Annotated in this window: 25 protein-coding genes and 1 riboswitch; of the genes, 10 read left to right on the forward strand and 15 right to left on the reverse strand. The window is 71.1% G+C overall.

Going from position 1 to position 25,893, the window contains the following annotated elements; genetic code table 11:
• Positions 1–10 precede the first annotated feature (10 nt).
• On the forward strand, positions 11–1,303 hold the full coding sequence (locus MU407_RS06855) for a hypothetical protein (protein ID WP_246956370.1): 1,293 nt from the start codon (positions 11–13) through the stop codon (positions 1,301–1,303).
• Positions 1,304–1,352: 49 nt separating this feature from the next.
• Here MU407_RS06855 and MU407_RS06860 read toward each other — a convergent pair whose 3' ends face one another.
• Positions 1,353–3,224, reverse strand: a complete 1,872-nt coding sequence (locus MU407_RS06860; RefSeq protein WP_246956372.1) for an ABC transporter ATP-binding protein — start codon at positions 3,222–3,224, stop codon at positions 1,353–1,355.
• Complete coding sequence (locus MU407_RS06865) at positions 3,221–5,008, reverse strand: ABC transporter ATP-binding protein (RefSeq protein WP_246956374.1); 1,788 nt, start codon at positions 5,006–5,008, stop codon at positions 3,221–3,223. The genes MU407_RS06860 and MU407_RS06865 overlap by 4 nt, the downstream gene beginning before the upstream one ends.
• Before the next feature lie 110 nt (positions 5,009–5,118).
• Here MU407_RS06865 and MU407_RS06870 point away from each other — a divergent pair, with 110 nt between their 5' ends.
• The 4 genes from MU407_RS06870 (at position 5,119) to MU407_RS06885 (ending at position 7,871) form a co-directional block, all read left to right on the forward strand.
• Positions 5,119–5,727 (forward strand): DsbA family protein, encoded by a 609-nt coding sequence (locus MU407_RS06870; protein WP_246956376.1) that lies wholly within the window; start codon positions 5,119–5,121, stop codon positions 5,725–5,727.
• Between the two features lie 83 nt (positions 5,728–5,810).
• Positions 5,811–6,320, forward strand: a complete 510-nt coding sequence (locus tag MU407_RS06875; protein ID WP_246956378.1) for a ribose-5-phosphate isomerase — start codon at positions 5,811–5,813, stop codon at positions 6,318–6,320.
• Entirely contained in the window at positions 6,320–7,390 is a 1,071-nt protein-coding gene (locus MU407_RS06880; protein ID WP_246956380.1) for a DNA-formamidopyrimidine glycosylase family protein, read from the forward strand. The genes MU407_RS06875 and MU407_RS06880 overlap by 1 nt, the downstream gene beginning before the upstream one ends.
• A complete protein-coding gene (locus MU407_RS06885; RefSeq protein WP_246956381.1) occupies positions 7,383–7,871 on the forward strand; it encodes a GNAT family N-acetyltransferase in 489 nt (162 codons plus the stop codon). Before MU407_RS06880 ends, MU407_RS06885 begins: the two co-directional genes overlap by 8 nt.
• Here MU407_RS06885 and MU407_RS06890 read toward each other — a convergent pair.
• The 8 genes from MU407_RS06890 to MU407_RS06925 form a co-directional block, all read right to left on the reverse strand.
• Complete coding sequence (locus MU407_RS06890) at positions 7,840–8,253, reverse strand: ankyrin repeat domain-containing protein (protein WP_246956383.1); 414 nt, start codon at positions 8,251–8,253, stop codon at positions 7,840–7,842. The genes MU407_RS06885 and MU407_RS06890 overlap by 32 nt on opposite strands.
• Before the next feature lie 37 nt (positions 8,254–8,290).
• Entirely contained in the window at positions 8,291–8,617 is a 327-nt protein-coding gene (locus MU407_RS06895) for a type II toxin-antitoxin system PemK/MazF family toxin (RefSeq protein ID WP_246956385.1), read from the reverse strand.
• Positions 8,614–8,820, reverse strand: coding sequence for an antitoxin MazE-like protein (locus MU407_RS06900; protein WP_246956387.1), 207 nt, complete (start codon positions 8,818–8,820; stop codon positions 8,614–8,616). The genes MU407_RS06895 and MU407_RS06900 overlap by 4 nt, the downstream gene beginning before the upstream one ends.
• 90 nt (positions 8,821–8,910) lie before the next feature.
• On the reverse strand, positions 8,911–11,031 hold the full coding sequence (locus tag MU407_RS06905) for an ATP-binding cassette domain-containing protein (protein ID WP_246956390.1): 2,121 nt from the start codon (positions 11,029–11,031) through the stop codon (positions 8,911–8,913).
• Entirely contained in the window at positions 11,028–11,663 is a 636-nt protein-coding gene (locus MU407_RS06910; RefSeq protein WP_246956391.1) for an ECF transporter S component, read from the reverse strand. The genes MU407_RS06905 and MU407_RS06910 overlap by 4 nt, the downstream gene beginning before the upstream one ends.
• 44 nt (positions 11,664–11,707) lie before the next feature.
• Positions 11,708–11,812: riboswitch (TPP riboswitch) on the reverse strand.
• A 20-nt stretch (positions 11,813–11,832) separates the two neighbouring features.
• Positions 11,833–12,399 (reverse strand): hypothetical protein, encoded by a 567-nt coding sequence (locus MU407_RS06915; RefSeq protein ID WP_246956393.1) that lies wholly within the window; start codon positions 12,397–12,399, stop codon positions 11,833–11,835.
• A complete protein-coding gene (locus MU407_RS06920) occupies positions 12,396–14,411 on the reverse strand; it encodes a M13-type metalloendopeptidase (protein WP_246956395.1) in 2,016 nt (671 codons plus the stop codon). Before MU407_RS06920 ends, MU407_RS06915 begins: the two co-directional genes overlap by 4 nt.
• Before the next feature lie 38 nt (positions 14,412–14,449).
• The gene (locus MU407_RS06925; protein ID WP_246956397.1) at positions 14,450–15,244 is read right to left on the reverse strand and encodes a hypothetical protein; all 795 of its coding nucleotides are present in this window, start codon (positions 15,242–15,244) and stop codon (positions 14,450–14,452) included.
• A 67-nt stretch (positions 15,245–15,311) separates the two neighbouring features.
• Between MU407_RS06925 and MU407_RS06930 the strand changes: the two genes are divergently transcribed.
• Both MU407_RS06930 and MU407_RS06935 read left to right on the forward strand, forming a co-directional pair.
• Positions 15,312–16,376 (forward strand): ADP-ribosylglycohydrolase family protein, encoded by a 1,065-nt coding sequence (locus MU407_RS06930; protein ID WP_246956399.1) that lies wholly within the window; start codon positions 15,312–15,314, stop codon positions 16,374–16,376.
• Positions 16,376–17,080: an endonuclease/exonuclease/phosphatase family protein gene (locus tag MU407_RS06935; protein WP_246956401.1), complete on the forward strand. Its 705-nt coding sequence runs from the start codon at positions 16,376–16,378 to the stop codon at positions 17,078–17,080. The genes MU407_RS06930 and MU407_RS06935 overlap by 1 nt, the downstream gene beginning before the upstream one ends.
• Positions 17,081–17,089: 9 nt before the next feature.
• Here the strand turns inward: MU407_RS06935 and MU407_RS06940 are convergent, their stop codons facing one another.
• Positions 17,090–17,878, reverse strand: a complete 789-nt coding sequence (locus tag MU407_RS06940) for a PIG-L family deacetylase (protein WP_246956403.1) — start codon at positions 17,876–17,878, stop codon at positions 17,090–17,092.
• Positions 17,875–19,194 (reverse strand): glycosyltransferase, encoded by a 1,320-nt coding sequence (locus tag MU407_RS06945; RefSeq protein WP_246956405.1) that lies wholly within the window; start codon positions 19,192–19,194, stop codon positions 17,875–17,877. Before MU407_RS06945 ends, MU407_RS06940 begins: the two co-directional genes overlap by 4 nt.
• A gap of 105 nt (positions 19,195–19,299) precedes the next feature.
• Here MU407_RS06945 and MU407_RS06950 point away from each other — a divergent pair, with 105 nt between their 5' ends.
• Entirely contained in the window at positions 19,300–19,899 is a 600-nt protein-coding gene (locus MU407_RS06950) for a class I SAM-dependent methyltransferase (protein ID WP_102236446.1), read from the forward strand.
• A gap of 138 nt (positions 19,900–20,037) precedes the next feature.
• Here the strand turns inward: MU407_RS06950 and MU407_RS06955 are convergent, their stop codons facing one another.
• The 3 genes from MU407_RS06955 to MU407_RS06965 all read right to left on the reverse strand — a co-directional run bounded on the left by MU407_RS06955 (position 20,038) and on the right by MU407_RS06965 (position 22,574).
• A complete protein-coding gene (locus tag MU407_RS06955; protein WP_246956407.1) occupies positions 20,038–20,382 on the reverse strand; it encodes a hypothetical protein in 345 nt (114 codons plus the stop codon).
• Positions 20,383–20,620: 238 nt separating this feature from the next.
• Positions 20,621–21,442: a fused MFS/spermidine synthase gene (locus MU407_RS06960; RefSeq protein ID WP_246956409.1), complete on the reverse strand. Its 822-nt coding sequence runs from the start codon at positions 21,440–21,442 to the stop codon at positions 20,621–20,623.
• 202 nt (positions 21,443–21,644) lie between these two features.
• Positions 21,645–22,574, reverse strand: coding sequence for an endonuclease/exonuclease/phosphatase family protein (locus tag MU407_RS06965; protein ID WP_246956411.1), 930 nt, complete (start codon positions 22,572–22,574; stop codon positions 21,645–21,647).
• Positions 22,575–23,053: 479 nt separating this feature from the next.
• On the opposite strand from MU407_RS06965, the gene dnaK reads away from it, so the two are divergent.
• Together dnaK and MU407_RS06975 are read left to right on the forward strand one after the other, a co-directional pair.
• Positions 23,054–24,919 carry a molecular chaperone DnaK gene (dnaK, locus tag MU407_RS06970; protein ID WP_246956413.1) on the forward strand — a complete coding sequence of 622 codons (1,866 nt, stop codon included), beginning with the start codon at positions 23,054–23,056 and terminating at the stop codon, positions 24,917–24,919.
• Positions 24,919–25,668, forward strand: a complete 750-nt coding sequence (locus MU407_RS06975; protein WP_102236442.1) for a nucleotide exchange factor GrpE — start codon at positions 24,919–24,921, stop codon at positions 25,666–25,668. The genes dnaK and MU407_RS06975 overlap by 1 nt, the downstream gene beginning before the upstream one ends.
• Positions 25,669–25,893: the final 225 nt, after the last annotated feature.

The raw sequence follows: 25,893 nt of genomic DNA on the forward strand, positions 1-25,893 counted from the left end.
GATGGGGCACATGCTAGAGCACTCGCGCGCCCGCCGACCCCGCCGCTCCCTGGGGGCCGCGCTCATCGGGTGCCTCCTGCTGACCTTCGCTCCGCTGAGCGTCATCCCCGCCGCCGCGGACCCGGCCGAGGAGCCTTCCATCCCCGAGGGCGCCTACGCCGCGACCGGCACCGAGGTGGCCGGCGGCTCCTCGATCGCGCAGGCCACCACGATCGAGCCGGGCCAGTACCGCGACTCCTTCGAGACCGGGCCCGATGCCGAGGGTGAGGGCGGCACCGTGAAGTACTACAAGGTGGAGCTTGACCCGGGGGAGCGGATCCACGCGGCCGCGACCATCGCCGCCCCGGCTCCTGCGGAGGGGATCGAGGACTCCTATGGCACGCGGCTTGACGCGGATCTCACCGTGGTGACCGCCTCCGGGGACTCCTGCATCGCCGATTCCGAGCAGGGCATCGGCGATCCGAGCACCGGTGCGGGGCCGGTGACCGCCACGGTGCTGTCCGGGGCGCTCGGGCCGGAGGAATGCCCCGGCAGCGCCCTGTTCCTGCGTGTGCAGCGCCGCGGCGAGGTCTTCGCCGAGCAGCCGCTGCCCATGGAAGTGCAGGTGGCTGTACAGCCGGCAGGACTGGCCGCCGGACAGCCGTCGGTCACCGAACCCCAGGACGACGACGGCGCGAGCCCCATCGCCCCCGCCGATGCCGAGCCGCTCACCCCCGGGCGGTCCCTCGCCGATCCGAAGGAGGTGGGCCCGGGTTCCGTGGTGCTCGAGCTGAACCCCGGGCAGAGCGCGGTGCTGTCCATCCCCGTCGAGCTCGGGCAGCGTCTGCGCTGGCGCACCGAGATCACCGCCGCTCCGCCGGATGCCGGGCAGATGTCCCTGCGCGTGCACAACAGCGCCCGCGAACTCGTGCCCGTCGGCGGCGGCAGCTGGCAGATCGGGGCAGTCGGAGATATCGCCGGCGGTGGCATGCCCGCCCCGTTGGCGCTGGGCAATCGCGGCGCCGATGACTCTGGGATCGCCTCCACCTGGCTGCCCGGTCAGCAGCGCGTCATCATCACCCGCCTGCCCCGCACGGTCGACGCCGAGTCCGAGAAGCCCGAGGGCTCAGAGCCGGTGCGGCTGATCCTCACCCTCGAGGTCGAGGGCCAGGCGCAGGATAGCGAGGACGTGCTGGACCTCGGTCGCGACGACAGCACCCTGGACTGGCAGCGCGTCGCCATGCTCGCCGGCGCCGGGGCGCTGGGGCTTCTGGGCATCGTCCTGCTCACCGGTGGGGTGCTCGTGCTGCGCCGCCGCGGCTGAGAGGCCCGGGACCGTCGGGATGCAGGCCGGGACCGCGCCGCCGTACCGGTCAGCCCGACCAGGCCTCCCATAGCCGTCCGTACACTCCGCCGAGCGCCACCAGCTGCTCATGCGTGCCCTGCTCCACCACGGAGCCGTCCTCCATGACGAGGATCCGGTCCGCCTCCTTCGCCTGCGAGAGCCGATGGGCGACGATCACCGTGGTGCGGCCGCGGGCCACCTCGAGCGCCGCACGCTCGAGGACGCGCGCCCCGGAGGAGCCCTCATCGGCCGTGGCCTCATCGAGGATCAGCACCTGCGGATCCTGCAGGGCGATCCGCGCGAGCGCCAGCTGCTGAGACTGCTCGGCCGTCAGCCGCTCGCCCTTCTCACCCACCTCGGTGTCCAGGCCCTGCGGCAGCTCGAGCGCCCACGCCTCCGCATCGACGATCCGCAGCGCCTGAAGCAGCTGCTCCTCGGTCGCCTCGGGGCGGGCCAGCCGCAGATCCTCCGCGAGAGTGCCGCGGAAGACGTGCACATCCTGCGAGACGATGCTCGCGTGCGACCGGATCGCCTCGAGGGCCGCGCGGCGCAGATCCGCACCGCCGTGCAGCACGCGGCCGTGGCGTGGCTCGAGAGTGCCGGCGAGGATCGAGGCGAGCGTGGACTTCCCCGCCCCGGACGCCCCGACCAGCGCGATCGTCTCCCCGGCGGCGATGTCTAGGTCGATCGGCTGCAGCACCACATGCTCGGTGCCGTCCTCATCCTCGAGGTAGGCGTGGGAGACGCCGCGCAGACGGATCGACGCATCCGCGGGGACCTCCGCGCCGGGGGAGGCCGCGGGATCGATCGTCTCGATCACCCCCACCATGCGGGTGAGGGACGCGGCGGCCGCCTGCACATCATCGAGGCTGAAGATGAGGTTCATCATCGGCCACAGCAGGCTGATGAGGTACAGCGCCGCCGCGGTCACAAGCCCCACCGGGGCGCCGGAGACGTTCACCATCACGTAGCCCAGGATCAGCACCAGGGCGATCGCGATGTTTTCCGGCCACACCATGAACCGCACGAGCCGCACGACCATCGTCATCACCCGCATGCCGAGCACCACCGCCGCCTCGGACAGCACCGCGACGTGACGGGTCTCGCGGCGCTCGATGCCATAGGCGTGCACGGTGGGGATGCCGTGGATCGCCGAGAGCAGACCCTGGGCGCGGGCCCCCATCGCCACGCGCTCCCGCCGGTAGATCGGGGCGGTGCGCCGCAGGTACCACACGGCGGCACCCAGATACATCGGCACCACCACGGCCAGCAGGATCAGCAGCCACGGGGAGAGGGTGACCATGCCGAGCATCGTCACCAGGACGTAGAAGCCCATCTGGATCAGGTTCGGCACGACGTTGTTCACGGCCCGGGCCGTGACATCCACGTCATCGGCCACGCGGGAGAGAGCATCGCCGATCCCGGTGATCTCCATGGTCTGCGCAGGCAGGTCCAGGGCCCGGTCGATCACGTCCTCGCGCATGCCCGCCAGCACCCGCTGCCCGAGCGCGCTCACGAGCGACCACCCGAGCGCCGTGAGCGCCGCCTGCAGCACGCCGGCCAGCATGATCAATCCGCCCTGGCGCCACAGATCCGCGCTCGTGGCCCCGGAGACAACGAGGTCCACCGCCCCGCCGATCAGACGCGGCATCCAGGCTGCGGCAACCGCACCGGCGGTGACGACCAGGAAGGTCAGCAGCGCCATCCCGCGGTAGCGCCACAGCCGTGCCCGCATGTGCCGCAGCGTGGTGGGGACATCGGCGATCGGCAGGATCTGGGCATGCTCATCCAGCTGGCGTGCGGCCGTGGCATCGGCGGCCAGCAGCTCCTCAGGGGAGGCATCCCAGTCCACGTCTGTGAGATCCGCGAGCGGCGCGGCCTGCGTGCTGCGTCGGCTCATCGCTGCACCATCTCCCGGTAATCGTCGCGGTCCATCAGCACGGTGTGGTCGGCGGTCGCGGCGATCCGGCCGCCGCGCATGAACACCACCTCATCGGCCTCACGCAGCAGCGCCGGGGCGCGGGTGACCAGCAGCGTCGCGCGGTCCTCGCTGCGGCGGGCGGCCACGAGCGCCTCGGCGATATGCCCCTCGGTGACGGCATCGACCGCGGTGGTGGGGTCATGGAGCACGAGCACCGGTGCGTCGGCGGCGACGGCGCGGGCCAGGGCGATCCGCTGACGCTGGCCGCCGGAGAGGTTCGCGCCGCGATCCAGGATGCGGGTGTCGAAACCCTCGGGCAGGATCCGCAGCAGATCCTCCGCCCCCGCCGCGTGCAGGGCCCGTTCCTCCCAGCCGGGGGCCGCGGAGGCGGGGGAGCGGGTGGCGAGCTGCTCGCGCAGCGTCCCATCGAACAGATCCACCACATGCGGTTCCACGAGCAGATCTGCGCGGGTGCTGAAACGGTTCTCCGGTGTGATCTCCTGGGCGCCCACATGCACCCCGGCGCACTCGGAGCGACCGGAGACCGCGGCGATCACCGACTCCGCATCGCGCACATCCGCGCAGGCGAGCGCGACCACGCGCCCGTCGGGCACCTGCAGGGTGAGGCCGCGCAGGGTGCCGGCATCCACACCGTGCAGATGCAGTCCGCCGGCGGCGCCGCGTCGCTCCCCGCGGCGGGTCTCGCCGCGGTCGTCATGGGCCTCGCGCAGTGTCGAAATCTGCAGGTCCGGGTCATCGATCGTCCGGCCGAGGTCCGCCAGCAGGTCGCGTACGCGCCGACCCGAGGTGGACATCGAGGCCCACCACACCGGGATGCCGGACAGGCCCTGCAGCATGCCCATCGTGTTGCGGGCCACGCCCACCACGGCGATGAGGGTGCCCACCGTCATGGCCTCTGCGATGGTGCGCTGTGCGGCGATGATCACCACCGCCGCCATCATCCCGGCGGTCACGAGCGTGGTCAGGCCTCCGGCGATCCCGGAGTAGCGGGCGTTGACCAGCGCTGCGTCCAGGGCAATGCGGGAGCGCCGACGGTATTGGGCGCGGGCGCGTGACTGCACGCCCAGGCCCTGCAGCACCCGCAGCCCGTGGACGAGGTCGGTGGCGGTCGCGGCGGCATCGGCGGCCTTCGACTGCTGGGCGTCATAGCGGTCCGAGAGCACGGGGGAGATCACCCGGATCACGAGGATCATCACCGTGATGCCGATGAGGGTCGCAAGCCCCAGCCACGGATCCAGCCAGGCCATCCACCCGCAGGCGGCCAGCACGACGGCGGAGGCGGGTGCCGCCCACGTCAGCAGGTCGATCACATCGCTGGCCTTGTCCGCATCGGAGGTCGCGATCGACAGCACCTCCCCGGAGGGCCGACGCACCTGCCGCGAGCGCGGATCCAGCACCGCGCCGGTCACCGCCACCCGCAGGCGGTGCCGCTCATACATGCGGGCCCGCTGGGAGATCTCGAACAGCAGCGCCCACGCCCAGGTGGACAGCAGGCGCACCACGAAGATGCCGGCGGCCCCGGCGAGCGTCAGGGCGAGGTTCCCGCGCACGATCCCTACATCGATGATGAGGCCCACCACGACGGGGATCGCCATATCCACGGCCTCGACCAGGATGCTCAGCGCCATGACCCCCGGGATGCGCCGACGGTGGCCGCGCAGGATCGAGCGCATCACCGACGGCGCCGCGGAGGTGGGGCGCGATGATGTGCTGGACGATGGGGAGCGATCACGGCGAGGCACCCCAGAATCCCACACCACCTGCGCGCACAGACGCAATGTCTTTTTCGAGGTGAGATGATGGAACGCATCACCGACCGCTACCGGTGCCTCGCGCCGTGAAGGAGCTTGCCGTGACCACGCAGAGCGTCGAGATGTTCTTCGATCCCACCTGCCCCTGGGCCTGGATGACCAGCCGCTGGCTGCTGAACGCCGCCGAGGTCCGCGACCTCGATGTCACCTTCTCGATCATGTCCCTGTCCGCCCTGAACGAGGGCCGTGACCTGGATCCCGGCTACCGCGAGGCGATGGACGCCGCGTGGGGCCCCGCCCGCGTGGCCCTGGCCATCACGCAGCAGGGCAGCCAGGAAGATGTCGCCGCGTACTACACCGCCTTCGGCACCCACCACCATGTGGGCGGCCACGGCGATCTGCGCGCCGCCGCGGAGGCGGGCCTAGCGGCGACCTCCCTGGATGCGGAGCTCATCACCGCGTACGAGGACACCTCCCTGGATGATGAGCTGCGCCGCCGCCAGCAGGCTGTGATCGACCTGGTGGGCGATGAGGTGGGCACCCCGGTGATCTCGTTCGGCACCGGCCGCGCCTACTTCGGGCCCGTCATCTCCCCGGCCCCGAAGGGGGAGGAGGCCGGCGCTCTGCTGGATGGTCTCGCGGCCCTCGCGAGCGTCGACGGGTTCTTCGAGATCAAGCGCACCCGCACCGTCGGCCCCATCTTCGACTGACCCGCCGCGCCCCTGCCCGGCGCATCCCCGCCCTGTCGCACCCCGCACCGCACTGTCGCCCCCGCACTGAAAGGCACCCCCGCATGCGCATCCACATCGGCACCGATCATGCCGGTTTCGAGCTCAAGAACCGGCTGGTCGAGCAGCTGCAGGCCAAGGGCCACGAGGTCACCGACCACGGCGCCCACACCTATGACGCGCTGGATGACTACCCGCCGTTCTGCACGGCGGTCGGCGAAGCCGTCGTCGCCGAGCCCGGCGCGCTCGGCATCGTGATCGGCGGCTCCGGCAACGGCGAGCAGATCGCCGCGAACAAGGTCGCCGGGGTGCGCGCCGCCCTGGTGTGGAACGAGGACACCGCGCGCCTGGCCCGTGAGCACAACGACGCGAACGTCATCTCCGTCGGCGCCCGCCAGCACAGCGAGGAGGAGCTCGAGCAGCTGATCGACGTGTTCCTCGCCGAGCCGTTCTCCGGCGCCGAGCGGCACCAGCGCCGCATCGACCTCATGGCCCGCTACGAGCGCACCGGCGGCTACGAGGACGCTGGTGGCCCTGAGGAGAACACCCCCGCTGCGGGCGCCACGACCGACTGATGCCGGAGGGGCATACCGTCCACCGGCTCGCCGCGGCGCTCGGCCGTGCCTTTGCCGGGCATCGCGTGCGCACCTCGAGCCCCCAGGGCCGCTTCCTCGAGGCCGCCGACCTCGACGGCATGGTGCTGCTGGCCGCCGAAGCGGCGGGCAAGCACCTGTTCCTGGCCTTCGCCCCGTCGGCCGATGTGGAGCTGGACGCGCCCGTGGTGCGCTGGGTGCACGTGCACCTGGGGCTGTACGGCTCGTGGACTTTCGCCGGGGAGCCCGGCTTCGCGGATGCCCATGCGATCGGCGCACCACGCGTGCGGATGGGAGAGCGCGAGGATGCCCTCGCCGGTGGTGAGAACTGGCGGCAGCTGGTGCCGCGCGAGACGGTGCGGCTGCGGATCATGGGGCCGACGGGCCTGGCGGACCTCACCGGTCCCACAGCCTGCGAGGTCCTCGACGCCGCCGGCCGCGCGGCGGTGCTCGCGCGCCTGGGACCAGATCCGCTGCGCGCCGACCACGCCGGGGACGCAGGGCGCACGAGGTTCACGGCGGCGGTGCGCCGCTCCCGCAGCCCCATCGGCACCCTGCTCATGAACCAGAAGATCGTCGCGGGAATCGGGAACATCTATCGCGCCGAGCTGCTGTTCCGGGCCCGCCTGGACCCCTTCGTGCCCGGCACCGAGCTGGGCCCGGGGCTGCTTCAGGACATGTGGGAGGACCTCGTGGCCCTCATGACCTACGGGGCGCGCACCGGACGGATCGTCACCACCCAGGTGGAGCACCGCGAGATCGAGGCACGGATCATCGAACGTTCCCGCGGCACCCGCCAGAACGGCGATGAGGACCCCGGCGTGGTGCCTCGTGAGCAGTCCTTCTACGTCTACCACCGCCAGACCCTGCCCTGCCGCCTGTGCGGCACCATCATCCGTAGCGCCGATATGACCGGGCGCACTGTGTTCTGGTGCCCCCGCTGCCAGACCCGCCGCACCCGGCCCGCTCGCTGGACCCGCGAGCATCCCGCTGCGCCGTGGGCGCTCGCCGAGGTTCCGGCGGCCACGCAGTACGGTGACGCCCATGCCTGAGCTGATCGTGAAGAGCGCGCACCTGCTGGACCTCGACGCCCGCACCGTCTACCAGCTGGCGAAGCTGCGGCAGGACGTGTTCACCCTCGAACAGGGGGCGACCGACGCAGACCTCGACGGCCGCGAGCTCGAGGAGAGCACCGAGCTGCTGTGGGTCGAGGAGGATGGTGAGGCCATCGCGCATCTGCGGATCCTGCGCGAGGCCGACGGAACGGTGCGGATCGGGCGCATGGCCGTGCGCGCGGACCGCCGCCGCGGCGGCCTGGGGCGGCGTCTTATGGAGGCCGGCATCGCCCGGGCCCGCGAGATCGCCGGGGACGGCGGGGTGCACATCGACGCGCAGGCTTACCTCGAGGACTGGTACACGTCGATGGGCTTTCGCACCGTGAGCGAGGTGTTCATGGAGGCCGGCATCGAGCATGTGGCGATGGTGCTCGACGCCCCGAGGATCAGCCCTCGCACTGAGCGATCAGCGCACTGATCTCCTCGCGCTGGAAGTACTGCGCGGTCTCCCGGGCGCTCGGCGCGCCGGCGTCGGGGTCTGCGCCGGCCTCGAGCAGGACCCGGGCCACCTCGGGGAAGCCCTTGAATGCGGCACCGGCGAGCGGAGACTGCCCCCGCTCGTTCAGCAGATCCACGTCCGCGCCCCGGGCGGCAAGCTCGCGCACGAGCGCCGTATGCCCGTGGTACGCGGCGAGCATGAGCGGGGAGTTCCCATCGGCGGCCCGCAGGTCGATCGGCGCACCCTGATCCAGCACCGGCAGCAGGAACGCCGCATCGCCGTTGCGGGCGGCATCCAGCAGGGCGTGGGCGAGATCGATCGCATCATCGTCGGGCGCATCGGCCCCATCATGGGAGGTCATGACCCCAGCCTAGAGGGTGCGGGAGAGGGCCTTCGGGTCAGCGGGCGAGTCCGAGGAACGCCGCGATCAGGCGTTCTACCTCAATCATCTGCTGGCTGCTCAGTCGTCCCACCCGCGCTCTGACGTGTGTGCGCCGCACGGTCGTGATCTTGTCGATCATCACGTCGCTGCCCGTCGCGAGGCCTGAGATGTCGTTCGCCTCGACCCGATATCGCAGCAGTGGTGCATCGGTCAGCGTGGAGGTCAGTGGTGCGACGGTGACGGACGATGTCTCCCCGAAGACGTCATCTTGCAGGATCAGAGCCGGGCGTGGTGTCGACGCATAGACGCCGCCGGCGACGGTCCACAGTTCCCCGCGCTTCACGCGTCATCCCAGCTGACCGAGATGGCCTCCGTGAAGTCCTGGTCGTCGGTGTGCGCGTCGGCGCGCGCGACGAGCCGAGCTTGCCGCTGCGCTTCCTCGGCGAAGGCGGCGGTACGCACATCCGGGACCCAGATCTGGACCGGCCGATATCCGCGGGCGCGCATGCGCCGACGATGGTCGCTCACACGCTGGCTGATCGTCATACCTCAATGTTACATGTAACGCCGAGGGTCGGTCGACCGGGAAACTGCGCGGCAGCTCACGAGCCTCCCCACCTCACGGTGGAGGGCACCTCAGCCCACCACCAGCTCGGCTACCAGCGGCCACACCAGGAACAGCATGGCGATCGCCCCGCCCAGGAGGTCCGCCCGGGTGAAGCGGCTGGGCTCAGCCCAGGTGCGCCTCTGCGCGGTCGCGAAGCCACGTGAGTCCATGGCGAGGGCCTGCTGCTCGGCGCCGCGCAGCGTGTCGATGAGCAGTGCGAGGGTGCTGCTCGCGAGCAGTCGCGGCGAGCGGCGGGTACCGAGGCCCCGTCGAACCCGGGTGGCGGTGAGGATGTCCCATTGGCGCCCCAGGTGAGAGACCCGCACGAGCGCCACCACGGAGGCCGCGACCACGCGGGCCGGTGCCCGCAGATGCTGCGCCACCGCATCGCCGAGCGGTGTGGGCTGCACACTGCCGAGCGCGAGCACCCCGGGAGCGACGAATGCGGTGATCCGCGCAGCCTCCTTGAGCCCGACGAGCCAGGCCTCGCGCGAGAGCGAGGGCGCATCGCCCAGCAGGGCCGTGGTCCAGGCGAGCCCCGCGGCAGACAGCAGCACCGGCAGCATCCGCAGCGCGCCGCCGCGCAGGGTCCGGACCGCGAGCGGCGCGAGCAGCACCGTCGGGGCGAGGGCCAGCAGCCCGCCCTGCCAGGTCTGCACTGCGAAGGAACCGATCAGCGCGAGAATGCCGATCAGGCTGAGCGTCAGGGGATTCAGGTGATCCGCGGGGATCGGGCGGGGGAGTGTGAGCGGCGGCTCCGCCGCCGGGGCGGGCAGGGAGATATGGCGGTCCGCGAGTTCGATGATCTCCGCATCGTGCGTCGCGATCAGCACTGCGCAGCCCTCCGCCGCGGCTTCCCGCAGCAGGGCGGCGACCTCGGCGCGGCGTGCGGCGTCCAGGCCCACCGTCGGCTCATCGAGCACCAGCAGATCCGGCTGCTGGGCGAGCGCCGCGGCGATCGCGAGACGCCGCTGCTCCCCGCCGGAGAGACGATGCGGCTGCGCCCCCTGCAGGTGTGCGAGGCCGGCTCGCTCCAGCAGGTGCTGCGCGAGCTGCTCATCATCCGCCCAGGGGGAGGCCAGCAGCTCCTCGCGCACCGTCGAGGCGACGAAGGAGTGCGCGGGATCCTGCGGCACCGCGGCGATGCGCTCACGCGGCGGCCGATGCGCGCTGCCGGTGCCTGGGCTCATCTCCCCAAGCAGGGTGCGCAGCACCGTCGTCTTCCCGGCACCGCTCGGGCCGGTGAGCGCCGTGATGCTCCCGGCCGGAACCGAGAGGTCCACCGGGGTGAGCAGGCCTCGCTGCGGCACCGTCACCTGATGCAGGGCCGCCACCTCGGTGCTGGTCGACTGGGACGTGCCCTCGGCGTGAGACTGTGCTGTCGATGCTGCGGTGGCGGTCCGATCCAAGGCGCCGGAATCAGCGGCGAGCACGCCGAGCTCTTCGAGCAGGCCCCGCTGCTCGGCGAGCACCTGGTCGGGCGGCCCGTCGGCGAGGATCCGTGCTCGATCCCCGAGCACGATCATCCGGTCCATGTGCGGAACCCAGTCAGCAAAGCGGTGTTCGGCGAGCACCAGCGTGCTGCCCTCGGCCGCCTCGAGGACCGCCTCGCGCACCTCGCGGGCCGTCGCCGCATCGAGCATGCTCGTCGGCTCATCCAGCAGCATCACCTGCGGGTCCAGCGCCAGCGACCCGGCCAGAGCGATGCGCTGCTGCTGGCCACCGGACGAATCCAGCGGGGCGCGCCGCGGATCCAGCTGAACCCGCGCCGCCGCAAGGGCGGCGCGGGCTCGCTCGTGGATCTGCGGCCGAGGCAGCGCCGCGTTCTCCGGCCCGAACGCCACATCCCGCGTGATCGACACGGCGACCAGCGCATGCGCGGGATTCTGCAGCAGCAGGCCGCGCTCGCCGGGCCGGGACGGCGGGGCAGGCAGCCCCCGGCCCTCGCCGTCCTCGGGATCCAGCAGACCCGCCAGCGCCCGCAGCACCGTGGACTTCCCGCTGCCGCTCGCGCCCGTCAGCAGCACCTTCTGCCCGGCGGGGATCTCCAGGTCGAGCCCGTCGATCGTGGGCTCCTGCCGCGTGAGCGGACGCCAGGAGAGCCCCGCCACCCGCAGGGCGAGGCCGGTGGTGGGGTGCGGGCTGCTCACACCGCCGCGGCGCGCGAGTGCTCCCGCCCGGCGGCGAGGGTGTCCACCGCCCCGGTGGCGACCAGGGCACGGCTCGCCGCCCAGCCCAGCAGGCCGCACAGCACAGCGCCGGAGATCAGGCACATGGCGAGCATGAGGAACGAGGCGCTCCAGGCCATGTCCTGGTAGTAGGAGAACTTCTCGTACAGCCACTCCACCGCCGCGGCGATCACGCCGCCCAGCATCGCGACCGGCAGGGTGAAGCGGCGGTAGGCGGTCAGCAGGAAGGCGAGCTCCACGCCCATGCCCTGCACGAGGCCGGACATCGCGGTGCCCCAGCCCCACTGGGAGCCGAGCAGCATCGACAGCACGGCGGCGATCATCTCCGCCAGCAGCGCCGCCCCGGGCTTGCGCACCAGGAGCATCGCGACCATCGCGGGCAGGAACCAGATCCCCATCAGCAGGCCCTCGGCAGGCTTGAACGCCGAGGTGAGCGGGCCGATCAGGGTGTACAGCTGGCCGTAGCCCAGGAATGCGACCCCGAAGGCGGCGCCGATCAGCACGGTGACCAGCAGGTCGATCGTGCGCCAGGAGCCGGCCCGTCGGCCCCCCGTGGTGGCGGATGTGCCGGTGGTCTCGGTCGTCTCAGTCATCTCGTCTCCTTCCTCATGGAAGGGGCGCACGGCACACTCTGTGCTGTGCGGAATTCCCGACTCCCTACGCCGGTGTTGACCGGATCAGGTTCGAGGGTCTGCGCGGATGCGCACTCTCAGCACCCGATGGTGCTCCCCTGTCAGCGGATGACGATCAGGCAGTCTACCTCTAGCGGCGGGCGCGGATCGCCTGGTCCACCGCCTCGGCCGTCGCTACCGGATCCTCGGGGCTGATGAGGTAATGCGGAGCCTCATGCCCGATGATCTCCACCATCAGCCCCGGCCGGGTCACGAGCGCCCGGTAGCGCGCCCGGTTCTCCCGCAGGGTGAAGATCTTGCGGGAGCCGACGGGGGCGAGCTCCTCCGGCTCCGGGGTGATCACGGTGGTGCGCCGCCAGCCGTAGCCGCCCACGCTCACACCGGTGCGGGACTGCGGAATGTCCCGCAGCTGGACGGTGCGGAAATCCGCGAGCGGCCAGGGCTTCTGCGGCCAGAACCCGCCCAGGCTCACCGTGACCCCGTGGCCGTCGACGATGAAGCGGGTGTGCTGAGTCATCCACGTCCACAGCGCCAGCAGCGCGAAGATCACGATGCCCGCCACCGCCGCCGGGGCGTTCCCGCGCTGCAGCATCAGCAGCGCCACCGCCACTCCCGCGAGCATTGTCACGCCGATGCGCGTCCACCCCACGGAGGAGGGGCGGGTGGTGCCCACATAGAACGGGGTCTCAGGCCTCACCAGATGCTCACCCGGTCCTCGGGGGCGCAGTACATGCCATCACCTGGGACGACGCCGAAGGCCGTGTGGAACTCCTCGAGATGGCTCGCCACGGTGTTGCAGCGGAACTCGGCGGGGGAGTGCGGGTCGATCGCCAGGCGTCGGATCGCCTCCTGCGGACGGTTCTTCCCGCGCCACACCGTGGCCCAGGACCAGAACACGCGCTGCAGACCCGTCATCCCATCGAGCTCCTCGCGGACCTCCGACTCGCTGCGGCTGGCCAGATAGGCCTTCACCGCGATGGACAGCCCGCCCAGGTCCCCGATGTTCTCGCCGATGGTCAGGGCGCCGTTGACGGTATGGCTGTCATCGAGCTCCCGGGGGGACAGCTGCGAGTACTGCTCCACCAGACGCGCCGCGAGGGTTTCGAAGGCCTCGCGATCCTCCGGCGTCCACCAGGAGCGCAGGGTGCCGTCACCATCGAACTTCGAGCCCTGGTCATCGAAGCCGTGCCCCACTTCGTGGCCGATCACCGCGCCGATCCCCCCGAAGTTCACGGCGTCATCGGCCTCGGCGTCGAAGAACGGCGGCTGCAGGATCGCCGCGGGGAACACGATCTCGTTCGCCCCCGGGTTGTAGTAGGCGTTGACCGTCTGCGGGGTCATATGCCATTCGGTCTCATCGACCGGGCCCAGCACCTTCGCATACTCGAACTCCGCCTCGAAACGGCGGGAGGATCGCAGCGTGGCCACCAGATCCCCCGGCACCACCGTCAGCTTCTCGTAGGTGCGCCACTTCTCCGGGTAGCCCACCTTCGGAGTGAACTTCTCGAGCTTCTCGAGCGCCTTCTCGCGCGTTGCCGGAGTCATCCACTCCAGGTTGGAGATGGAGTCGCGGTAGGCGGCCAGCAGCGCCTCCACCAGCTCGTCCATCCGCTCCTTATGCGCGGGCGGGAAGTGCTCGGCCACATACTCCTGGCCGACGGCGAAACCGACCACGCCCTCGACGAAGGCGACGCCCCGCTTCCACCGCTCCCGCAGCTCCTCCGCCCCGGAGAGCACCTTCCCGCTGAAGGCGAAATCCTCCGCCACCAGCGCCTCGGTGAGATACGGGGCGTAGGAGGAGACGGCGTGCAGCATGAGCCAGGCGCGCAGCACCGGCAGCTGCTCATCGGCCAGCAGCTGCGCCGCGGCCGTGACGTACTCCGGCTGGCTGACGGAGACCACCTCGATGGCCGCGGCGGGAGCGCCGGTGCCCGTGAAGAACGCGTCCCACGGGAAGGCCGGCGCCAGCTCCGTGCGCTGGGCGGCATCCATCGGGTTGTGCGACTTCTCGCGGTCCCGCACCCGGACCACATCCACGTGGCAGGCCGCCAGGCGGGTCTCAAAATCCATCACCGTGCGCGCCAGCGTCGCCGCATCACCCTCCGGCAGGCCATCGCGCCCCGGCAGCGCCGCGAGCTGCGCGAGGTTCTCCAGATGCTGCACGTAGGCGTCGCGGATCTGGGCGTACCGCTCCTCGCGGTAGTACGACTCATCGGGCAAACCCAGCCCGCCCTGGTGCAGCTTCACCTGGTAGCGGGAGGAGTCATCGTCATCGGTCCACACATACGCCAGGAGCGCCGAGGTGCCCGAATCCGGGGCAGCCATCGCCTGCACAAGCGCCGGCAGATCCGTCGCGGCGGTGAAGGTCTCCAGCAGCTCCTCGAGGCTCACAAGGCCCTTCTCCTCGATCGCTGCGGTGTCCATGAACATGCTGTACAGCAGGCCGATCTTCGCGTGGTCATCGAGCTCAGCGGGCGCGGTACCCGGGGTGGCCTCGACATCGGCCGCGGCCTGCTCCACGATCGCCCGCACCCGCTCCTCGGACAGATCGCGCAGAGCATGGAAGGCACCATCGCTCGACCGGTCAGCGGGGATCGTGTGCTCCGCGAGCCAGGCGCCGTTGACGTGACCGAACAGGTCATCCTGAACGCGCACGGAGGAATCCACGTGGTCGCGGTCGATACCGGAGGGACGGGGTTCAGTGGACATCGATGTCTCCTGGAAAAAGAGGATGGAACAGGGGTGGATCAGGGGATGACGCTCGCGAGCACCGCGAGTAGCAGGGTCAGCAGGCCCAGCAGCAGCGGGGCATAGGCCCACGGGCTGCGGGAGCGCTCCGCGGGGGAGCGGCGCTGCAGCACCAGCGTCGCGAGCGCCGAGCCGAGCGAGAGCACCGCGGTGCCCGCGGCGAGAATCGGCGAGAGGATCACAAGCACCGTCGCACCGATCTGGAAGGCGATCATGCCCACCACATCCAGCAGGCGCATCACCACGGTGTCGCGCGCCCCCACGCGGTGAGCCAGCAGCGTGGAGATCGCCTCCTTGGACCAGTCCCCGGGCCGGGCGATGCGCCGACGGGTCGCAACCGTCTGCGCCGTCGCGAGGATCAGCCACACCAGCGCGCAGCCCGCACCGATCCACACGCCCAGCTCGGTGCGGACGTCCGCGGGCCACAGCAGCACCGCGAGCAGCACCGCCCCGACGCGTAGCACCTCATCGAGGACGCTGCGCACCGCCGCGAGGCCCGGATTCATAGCCATCTGCGCGAGCCGGCGGGAGACGATCACGCTCGTTCCTACCAGCAGCGCCAGCTGTACCCCGCCCAGCACCACACCGACCAGCAGCGGCAGCGGCGTCGTCGGCGCGAGGGGCAGAATCGCGATGAGCATCACCAGGGCCAGGGCGGGGATCAGCAGCGCCTGGATCGACAGCCCCTTGACCAGGTCCCGCACCAGCTCCGCGCCGGTGGGAGGATGGTCGTGACCGGTATGGTCATGTGGGTCAGCACAGTGCGGCCGGGCGGCCGCCGGGGTGTTGGTCATGAGGCTCCTTCACACGTCCCCACCAGGGTACTGGTGTGAAAACATTGCCCCTGGAAGGAGGAGAGAGATGAGCGCCGAGGACACGACGACGACGTCGAACGGATCCGGGCTCACGCCCATCCAGCGCCGACGGGCCATCGGCTCGGTCATTGCCGCCGCCACCGGCGACGCCCTCGGGGCTCCCTTCGAATTCCAGGGCCCCGTGCTGGACGCCGAGGACATCGACATGATCGGCGGTGGCGTCCTGGGCTGGCAGCCGGGGGAGTGGACCGACGACACCGCTATGGCGATCGTCGTGCTCGAAGCCTCGCTCGCCGCCGGAGAGCACCATGACCTGCGGATTCCCGCCGCGCAGGACCACATCGCCCGTGAGTGGTACTCGTGGTCGCTGGGCACCCCGGACATCGGCTCCCTCACCTCCCACGTGATGCGCACCGCCGCCGATTCGGCGCGCGAGAGCGGTCACTACGCCCCGCGTGCCGAGGACTTCCGGCGCGCCGCCCGCACCGCCCACACCGAGCTGCCTGCCAACGCCGGCAACGGCTCGCTCATGCGTGCCCATGCCTCCGTGCTGCCGTACCTGCTCTCGAGCGAGGACGACGCCGCAGCCGGCATCGAGACGGTGTGCGCACTGACACATGTGCACCCGGACACTCTCGAGGCGTGCCTGCTGTGGGGGCTTGCGGTGCGGCATGCCGTGCGCAGCGGCGAGGTGGATGTGCGCATCGGGCTGCCGCGGCTCGAGGCGCAGCGGCGTGAGCTGTGGGCGGAGCGGATCGACGAGGCGGAGATCTCCTCCCCCGTGAGCTTCCGCCGCAACGGCTGGGTCGTCGGTGCCTTCCAGGTCGCCTGGGCGGCGATCAGCGCGGTCACCCCGCTCCCGGAGGGGAAGTTCGCGCAGCGTGATGCCATGGTCACGGCGCTCAAGGTCGCCGTCGGCGCCGGGTATGACACCGACACCGTCGCCTGCATCACCGGAGCGCTGCTGGGGGCGGCGCTGGGACCCAAGGCCGTGCCCCCGGAGTGGCGGCGCACCCTGTTCGGCTGGCCCGGCTACGGGGTGGAGGAGCTGACCTCTCTTGTCGAGCGCGTGATCGCGCCGATGGTGGGGCCTGAGGAGCAGGAGAGCTGATGGATCTGCGGGTGATGGCCTGGAATCTGTGGGAGCTGCGCGGCGACATTCCCGCCGTCACCGCTGCGATCGAGGATCTGGACCCCGATGTGCTGCTCGTGCAGGAGGCGCCGCGCCTGGTGCTGCCGGGTCTGCGGCTCGCGCGCTTCGCCCGCCAGGTGGACCGTCGGGTCCTCGTCGGCGGCGGTCTTTTCGGCCGGGGCCTCGCGGTTCTGGCGACGGAGGCGGTGGCCGCCCAGGTGATCCGCCGCGGCGCCCACCCTGTCGCCCAGACCCTCTCCGATCTGAACTCGACGTACCCGCGTGGCGTCGCCGCGGTGCGGCTGTCCGTGCCCGGCGGTGGCGCGGTCGTGGTCTCCTCGACGCATCTGGCGCTGCAGGAGGACAACCGGATGCGTCACGCCGAGCACATCGCCGCTCTCGTGCGCGGGGCAGGGGCGCCCGTCATCATCGGCGGGGACCTCAACGAGACGGCGCAAGGGGCGGCCCGCAGCTTCCTGCAGCCGCTGCTGCGCGATCCCGCCTCCCAGAGCGAGCACACCTTTCCCGCGAAGGCCCCGACCCGGCGGATCGACGCGATCCTCGTCACCGAGGGGGTGCGGGTGCGCGAATCCCGCGCCGTCCGGGAGACCCGCACGGTCAGCGCCGAGCGGCTCGCGGCGGCGAGCGATCACCTGCCCACGCTGCTGGACGTCACCCTCTGACGCGGAAGCTCAGGCGCTGGTCTCCAGCGGGCGCAGCCCGGTGGCCAGAGGAACCGCATCATCCTGCCCGCCCACGTGCCGGATCGGGATGGATTCCGATGCGGGATCGCTGGCTGGGGCCGGATCCACGACGGTCAGCTGGGTGCGGTAGGCGCTCAGCGCCCGATGCACCGCCTCCGCGGTCCCCGGATGCTCCCGCACCTCCTGGGCGGCCTGCGGATCACTCGCGACCTGCACGAACGGCACGTCGGTCAGCTCGCTCGCGGCGCGGGCCACGAGGTGGGCGCGCACATGATCGGGATGGCCGTAGGTGCCTTCATCGTCGTAGCTCAGCAGCACATCGGGCTGGACGCTCTGCAGCAGCGCCGCCAGATCCGCGGTGGCATCATCGAGGGGTCGATGGGTGAAGCTGTCCTCGCCCGCGGTGTCCGCCGGGCCGGCCAGTCCCGGCCGCACCCACTGCATGCCGGAGTCGCGGTAGCGGCGAGGAGCGGCATCGGGGGCGAGGGCCGGGGCGGTGCCCAGCCAGTGCCGCTCGGCGATGCCGAGTGCGGCGGTCGCCGCGGCGATCTCCCCCTCCCGGATCTCCTCGAGCGGCTGCTGCTCCCCGTCGGCCACGGTGCCGGGCACGATCTCGCCCTCCTCCCCGCGGGTGGCGGTCACGAGGATCACGCGGGTGCCGCGGGCGGTCAGCGCGGTCAGCAGCGCCCCGGTGGCCAGGGCCTCGTCATCGGGGTGGGCGTGGAAGGCGACGACGGTGCTCGCCGCATCCAGCAGATCCCAAGGGTTGGTGCTCATGAGTCTCCTGCCGGTCGTGAGGGAAGGGCCGTGCGGTAGGCGGTCTCGAGGGCGAGGGCGGTCGCGTCCCAGGAGCGCGAGATCGCGAACTCGCGGGAGGATGCGACGGCGCGCGCGTAGCGCTCCTGATCCGCGAGCAGGGTCTGCAGCGCTTCTGCCCACACGTCGGGGTCGCGGGATTCGAGGATCAGCCCGTCCGGGCCCACGGCCTCGCGCACCCCGCCGGCGCAGCGCCAGGCCATCACCGGGGTGCCGCTGGCCTGTGCTTCGAGTGCCACGAGCCCGAAGGTCTCGGACCAGCTGGTCAGCAGCAGAGCGGTGGCGCAGCGCATCTGGTCGGCCAGGGCGTCACGATCCAGGGAGCCGACGAAATCCACGCGGTCCGCGATACCCAGCTCCTGCGCGCGCTCCCGCAGCTCGGTGAGGTAGTCGGAGAAATCCTGGGAGACACCGCCGGCGAGCACCAGACGCGCCTCGAGCGCGGGATCCAGGTGCGCGAGGATCTCCAGGGCGAGGTCCGGGGCTTTGAGCGGCTGGAGTCGCGCCGTGAACAGCAGCCGCGGCTGCTCGCGGCGTTCGCGCAGGTCCTCGCAAGGGCGGAAGCAGGCGGCATCCACCCCGGGCCGAGCGGTCGCGAGGCGCGTCTCGGGCACGTCGTAGCGCTCAGCGACGGTGCGGGCCTCCGCGGTGGAGACCGCGATGACGAGGTCCGATCCCTGGGCGACGAAGCGCTCCCCGGGCAGGCGGCCCCCCGACTCTGCGGGTTCCCCGGCATCCAGGGTGCGTGAGCCCTCCGGTGCGGCCACCGAATGGTAGGACTGCAGGTGGGGGATGCCGAGCTCCCGGGCGACGGGCAGCGCGGCAACCCCGCTGAACCAGTGGTGCGAGTGGATCAGATCCACCGGCGTGGCGGAGGAGGCGGTGGCGGTGTCCGTCGGGGCGTCTCCGGTGGAGCCTGCGGAGTGTGGGGCGGCGGGATGCGCGGGGTCTTCGGTGGCGGGCGTGAGCGCCGCGAATCGGGCGCGCAGCTGCTCACGAAACGGCGTGATCGCCTGTTCCATCGCGCTCTTGGCGAGCGGCTCGGCCGGTCCCGCATCCAGATAGTGCAGGCGCAGCCGCTCGGCGACCTCGACTGTGTCCGGCTGGTCGGGGGAGCTGCGGCGGGTGAACATCTCGACGGTGTGGCCGCGGCGCGCCAGAGCTCTGGACTGTTCGAGGACCACGACGTTCATGCCACCTGCATCGGCTGCTCCCGGCTCGTCGAGCGGGGAGGTGTGCAGGCAGATCGCTGCGATGCGCAGCACATCGGGAGACATGCGCCTCATACTAGGCTGGGCGTCTGTTCGCCAGCGGTGAAGCCGGGGGCGGTCTGGGTCACGGAAAGTTGAAAAGGTCACCACAGCTGATGGAGCCTGGCAGGCATGGACACGGCGGAGAAGGTGGACTGGGCGGCGCTGAACGCCCATGCGGCGGGCCGCCCCGCACGTCGGCTCGTGACGAAGGCGATCACGGCGGCCGGCGGCGAACGGTCCCCCGGAGTGGTGCTTGAGATCGGCGCCGGAGCGGGCGCGGATGCCCTGCAGTTCGCGCGCCGCGGCTGGATGGTCCATGCCTACGACAGTGACGACACCCTCGCCGCGCGCCTGGTGGAGAACGAGCGCATGAGCGGCACCGTGCACTTCCACCACACCGATATCACCGATGTGCAGCAGTTCCCCACCGCGCAGATCGTTTACTCCACGTACACGCTGGGGCTGCTGGGCCCGGATGCCCTGCCGCGGGTGTGGGACCGCCTGGTGGCGGCGCTGCCGCGCGGCGGTGTGATGGCGGTGGACCTGTTCGGGGAGAACGACTCGTGGGCTGAACGGCCCGATGTCGCCACCCTGCCACTGCCGCAGATCGACGCGATGTTCCGCGACTTCCACATCATCGACCGCACAGTGCGCGATGAGGACGGCCGCTTCCTGGCCGATAAGAAGCACTGGCACGTCATCACGACACTGGCGCGAAAGCTGCGCTGAAAAGCGATCCCGCGGCCCTGCGCCGCACTGGGCTCGCCTATTCCGGTATTGCCGCAGCAGGCTGACGGCATCCCGGTGCCCGTCGGCGCTGAGCGATCAAGCGCCCGTCGGCGCTGGCGTACCCCCGTCGGCGCTGACCTACCGCATGTCGGTGCTGTCGAGTGCGGTGAGCACCGCACGGGTGATCCCGCCCAGCGTGTGTGGCTCGCGCACCTTCACCCCGCCCGGTGCGTCCGCCGTCGGCGCCACGACCACCCAACGCGCCGCGCCCCGTCGGCGCATCCTGCCGACCTCCACGCTGCCGCCACCGGGCAGCGGGATCACGAGCGCACCGCTCGGTCCCACCGAGAGCCGACGCGCGAGGCTCGGCCGACGCTCGAGCAGCAGGGCGCGGATCGACTCCCGCTCCTGATGGGCAGCCTCCTGCCCGGAGAAGGGCGTGGGGCGGGGGAGGTGCGTGGGGAAGGAACGCAGCGAGGACATGCCTTAGACCGTAGGGGCGGGGTGCGACAGACGAGCGCAGGCGCGCCTCGAGCGCCTACCCCTCCTTCACGGGAGAGGTCGTTCTCGCGGGTGCGGTTACTGCAGAGGATATGGAGCGTGGGCGAAGCGTGGGGCAGATCTGATGGGCCGACGGGGAAGGTGCCCGGAACGCACAGTGCGGAGCAGGCCAGGGGGCAGCGCAGAGCGGGGTGTCGGGTGCGCTGTGAGAGTCGGGACGTCACCGCCCGTGGAAGACCCGCATCGTCTCCTCCGGGTCGAGTACCGCGGCGGGATGCGGCCCGGCGGCCCGCCACGCATCGGCCCAGTTGGCCATGGCGGGGGAGGCGAGCGCCCCGCCCGCCAGCAGCACCATGTTCCCGTCGGCCGGGCGCTCCAGCAGGTTCGCGTCGGTGAGCGTCCACACCCCGGGCAGGCCTGCGCTCGCCGTCGCCTGCTCGAGCTCGCGCACCTGCGCGGTAAGGAAGCGCTGCCCCGCGTCATCACCCACGTTCACCAGCAGCATCCCCGTGGGTTCCAGGTGCTCCAGAGCCTCGGCGTAGAACTCGCACGTGGTTAGGTGCGCGGGGGATTCGGAGCCGGAGAAGACATCCAGCACGATCGCCTCGAAGCGTCGGCCCTCCAGCGCAGCGAGCTGCTCGCGCGCATCGCCGATCACGACCTCGAGATCGGTGCCCTCCGGCAGCGGCAGCGCCGTGGTGACGAGGGTCGGCAGCTCCCGTTCGATCTCGATCACGAGCTGCGCCGAGCCCGGCCGGGTGGCCTGCACGTAGCGGGGGAGCGTCAGCGCTCCACCGCCCAGGTGCGCCACGCGGATCGGTTGGCCCGCCGGCCAGCACACATCCAGCACCGTCGCCATGCGGCGCAGGTACTCGTGGACCACGCGCGTGGGATCCTCGAGATCCACATGGGACTGCTCCACCCCGCCGATCTGCAGCACCCAGCCGCCCACGACCTCGTCCTTGACGATCCACGCGGCCTGATCGGAGAAGCTCAGCTGCGCGCTGCGCTGCGCGCCGGGCAGAAGGGCATCAGGGCTCATGGGATCAGTGTGCGCGATGGGCGGCTCAGGGCTGCGCAGGCTCGTGCGCTTGGGGTGGGAACAGCCGCCAGCTCATGGCGCGCCGGGCCGAGGGGCGGGGCGGCGATGTCACGTCTGCGCCCGATGCCGCTCCCGTGGCTCGCGCGGTGCCGCGCTCGCGAGTTGCGCCCCGCGTGGTGTCACTCCCGCGGGCCGGGCGGTGTCACTCCCGCGGGCCGACGGTGACGCGCAGCGCGGCGTGGTCGCTGCCAAGGATCTGGTGGTACTCGGGCACGGGCCCCACCACGGAGTGCGAGACGAGTGCGTGGTCGATGCGCGCGAACGGCGGGATCATGCCGCCGGTCGGCCAGGTGGGGTGCCAGCGCAGCGCCCCAGTGTGCGGCCCGGCGAGGTCCCGGACCATGCCGTCGTCGGTCATCTCGCGCAGGATCGAGTGCTGGGCGATCGCGTTGTAGTCGCCGACGGCCACGAGGTGCTCGCCGGCGAACTGCGCGAGCATCTCCGCGACAGCTGCCCCGTCGTGCTCCCAGCGCGGCCCGCCCATCGTCGGCGGAGCGGTGTGGATCGCCGCAATATGCCAGGTCATACCGTCCACCTCGGTGCTCGCCACGAGGTTCTCGAACACGGTGCCCCGTGCGCGCGCCACCATCGCCAGCGGCGTGCGGGAGAGCAGCATCGACCCGGCCGCGGACTCCTCCGCCGTGCCCACCTGGTGCGGGAACTCCTCAAGCACCCCGGCGGCCTTGAGCTGCGCGGCGAAGGCCGGGGTGTACTCCTGGAAGGCGAGCACGTCCACGTCCTCCGTGATGAGGGCGCTGACCTCACTCACCTCGGCATTGGAGGGGCGGTCCGCATCCAGGGGCACGAGCGGCCAGGCCATCAGAGCGAGTGTCACGACCGTGACCGCGGCAGCGATCCAGCGCCACCTTCTGTGCAGCATGAGCGCGAGACCCGCGCATGCCACGAGCGCCGGGATCCACAGCCACGGGATGAACGTTGAGGCGGCGAGCGTCCACACGTTCAGCGCATGCGTCGCGGGCACCAGGCGGAAGGTGCCGAGCACGAGCACCCCCGTCCCGCCGAGGATGAGCAGCATCCAGCCGAGGCTCCTCAGCAGCAGCTTGCCGGTCATCGACTCCCCTTCCTGTGGTCGCTGGAATGATCATCGGACACCTCTGCCGTGCGGCGCAGCGCGGGCGCAGGGTCTCCACAGGATCTCGACCGGGCCCGCTCCCCGTGCGCGCACCAGGCTGCCCGGTCAGGCGGGCCGCGGGCTCCGACCGCGCGGGGCGCACGGGCCGCAGCGGTGCCGGCACCCCACCACATCGGCGCCGCTTCGCATCGGCGCCCTACTCCGTAACGTGCCCTCCCTCACAGTTCGCCCACCCGGGAATGAATCCGCCTGAACCAGAGTTGAGCCTGATGCACTCAAGAAGGGTGCCGCGGGGTTTGACACCTCAGGCCCGGCGTCCCTCTACTTGAGCCCGTACAACTCAGATCTTGCCGTCGGCCCCGGCGGCCGGCGGAGTCGCCCGGATGCCCCTCAGGGAGCGTCCCGGACGGCGCCCACCGAACCAGCTCGCGGCACATGCCGCGGAAAGGCAGGCAACTATGTCCCGTGTCGTCGGAATCGACCTCGGCACCACCAACTCGGCCGTCGCCGTCCTCGAGGGCGGTCAGCCCACCGTGATCGCCAACGCGGAGGGCTCGCGCACCACCCCGTCGGTCGTCGCCTTCTCCAAGCAGGGCGAGGTCCTCGTGGGTGAGGTCGCCAAGCGTCAGGCTGTCACCAACGTCGACCGCACCGTCTCCTCCGTCAAGCGCCACATGGGCACTGACTGGACCGTGGAGATCGACGACAAGAAGTACACCCCCCAGGAGATCTCCGCCCGCACCCTCGGCAAGCTCAAGAAGGATGCCGAGTCCTACCTGGGCGAGACCGTGACCGACGCGGTCATCACCGTGCCCGCATACTTCTCTGACGCCGAGCGTCAGGCCACCAAGGACGCCGGCACCGTCGCAGGCCTGAACGTCCTGCGCATCATCAACGAGCCCACCGCCGCGGCCCTCGCCTACGGCCTCGAGAAGGGCAAGGACGACGAGCAGATCCTCGTGTTCGACCTCGGCGGCGGCACCTTCGACGTGTCCCTGCTGGAGGTCTCCAAGGACGAGGACGGCGCCGCCATCCAGGTCCAGGCCACTGCGGGCGATAACCGCCTGGGCGGCGACGACTGGGACCAGAAGATCGTGGACTGGCTGATCTCCCAGGTGAAGAACAAGGACGGCGTGGACCTCTCCAAGGACCGCATCGCCCTGCAGCGCCTCAAGGAGGCCGCGGAGCAGGCCAAGAAGGAGCTGAGCTCCTCCACCTCCACCTCGATCTCCCTGCAGTACCTCTCCATGACGGAGAACGGCCCGCTGCACCTGGATGAGAAGCTCTCGCGCGCCCAGTTCGAGGACATGACCTCGGATCTGCTCGAGCGCACCAAGGCGCCCTTCCACCAGGTCATCAAGGACGCGGCGATCTCCGTGTCCGAGATCGACCACGTGGTGCTGGTGGGCGGCTCCACCCGTATGCCGGCCGTCTCGGAGCTGGTCAAGGAGCTCACCGGCGGCAAGGAGCCCAACAAGTCCGTGAACCCCGATGAGGTCGTGGCCGTGGGCGCTGCCCTGCAGGCCGCGGTGCTGAAGGGCGAGCGCAAGGACGTTCTGCTCATGGACGTCACCCCGCTCTCCCTCGGCATCGAGACCAAGGGCGGTGTGATGACCAAGCTCATCGAGCGCAACGCGGCCATCCCCACCAAGACCTCTGAGGTGTTCTCCACCGCTGAGGACAACCAGCCCTCCGTGGCGATCCAGGTGTTCCAGGGCGAGCGTCAGTTCACCCGGGACAACAAGATGCTGGGCACCTTTGAGCTGACGGGCATCGCCCCGGCCCCCCGTGGCATCCCGCAGATCGAGGTCACCTTCGACATCGACTCCAACGGCATCGTGCACGTGACCGCGAAGGACCGCGGCACCGGCAATGAGCAGTCCATCCAGATCACCGGTGGCTCGGCGCTGTCCGAGGAGGACATCGACCGCATGGTGAAGGACGCCGAGGCCCACGCCGCCGAGGATGAGGAGCGCCGCAAGAACGCCGACGCCCGCAACACTCTCGAGCAGCTCGTCTACCAGGGCGAGAAGCTGCTGAAGGACAACGCGGACAAGATCGGCGACGCGGAGAAGACCCCCGCCGAGGACGCCATCAAGGAGGCCAAGGAGCTTCTGGCCAAGGAGGACGCGGAGACCGCGGACCTCGAAGCCAAGCGCGACAGCCTCAACGAGGCTCTGCAGGCCGTGGGCACCGCGATCTACTCCCAGGCTCAGGCCGAGGGTGCCGACGGTGCCGCGGGCGAGCAGCCCGAGGGTGCGTCCACTGAGGACGATGACGTGGTCGACGCCGAGATCGTGGACGAGGACGAGGAGAACAAGTGATGAGCGAGAACCAGAGCACTCCCGACGACGCGCAGCGCCCTGAGGGCGAGCCGAGGTTCTCCTTCACCGACAAGCGGAAGGTGACCCCCGAGGGTGGCGCGAGCCGCCCCACGGGGGACACCCCCGCCCCGGACTCCCCAGCGGCCGACGGGCCGGCGGAGCAGGGTCAGCAGGCAGCGCAGGATCAGCCGATGGACCCGATCGACGCCGCCGCGGCCGAGCTGTTCGAGCAGGAGGCCCGCAAGGACGCCCCCGGCACGGAACAGCAGGGCACGGACCAGCAGGCCTCCGACGGCCAGGATGCCTCCGCCGCCCGCATCGCCGAGCTCGAGGCGGCCGTGGCCACCCTCACCGAGCAGCTCAAGCGGGAGCAGGCCGAGTACGTCAACTCCCGACGCCGCATCGAGGGCGCCGCGGAGGTCGCGAAGGAGGCCGCCGTGGCGCGGGTCCTCTCCTCGCTGATCGGCGTGCTCGATGACCTCGAGCTGGGCCGCCAGCACGGCGATATCGCCGAAGGCACACCGTTCCACGCGATCGCCCAGAAGCTCGAGGAGGTCCTCGCCTCCCACGGCATGACCCGCTACGGGAAGGTGGGGGAGGAGTTCGACCCCACCCGCCATGAGGCGCTCATGCACGAGGACGACGAGGACGCTGAGTCCCCCACCATCGCGGTGGTCATGCAGCCCGGCTACGTGATGAAGGACCGCGTCCTGCGGCCCGCTCGCGTAGGCACCCGCGGCCCGGCCTGACCAACGCCCCCACAGCGAGGCGGGGCCCCCCCGCCCCCCCCCCCCCCCGGCCCCACCCCCCCCTCCCCCCCCCCCCCCCCGTGCGCTGCAGTCCCCCCTCACTTCCAGAATCTTACTGTTTGGGGAGAACAGCGCCATGATACGGATGTCACCGAGTCTCTCGCCTACCTGTGGGTCGAGGCGGCGGAGAGGAGAAACACGCACCCCCCAGACGTCCAGAATAAC

Origin of the sequence: Brachybacterium sp. Marseille-Q7125 (genome assembly GCF_023062615.1) — a bacterium.
In the GTDB taxonomy this organism is placed as follows: domain Bacteria; phylum Actinomycetota; class Actinomycetes; order Actinomycetales; family Dermabacteraceae; genus Brachybacterium.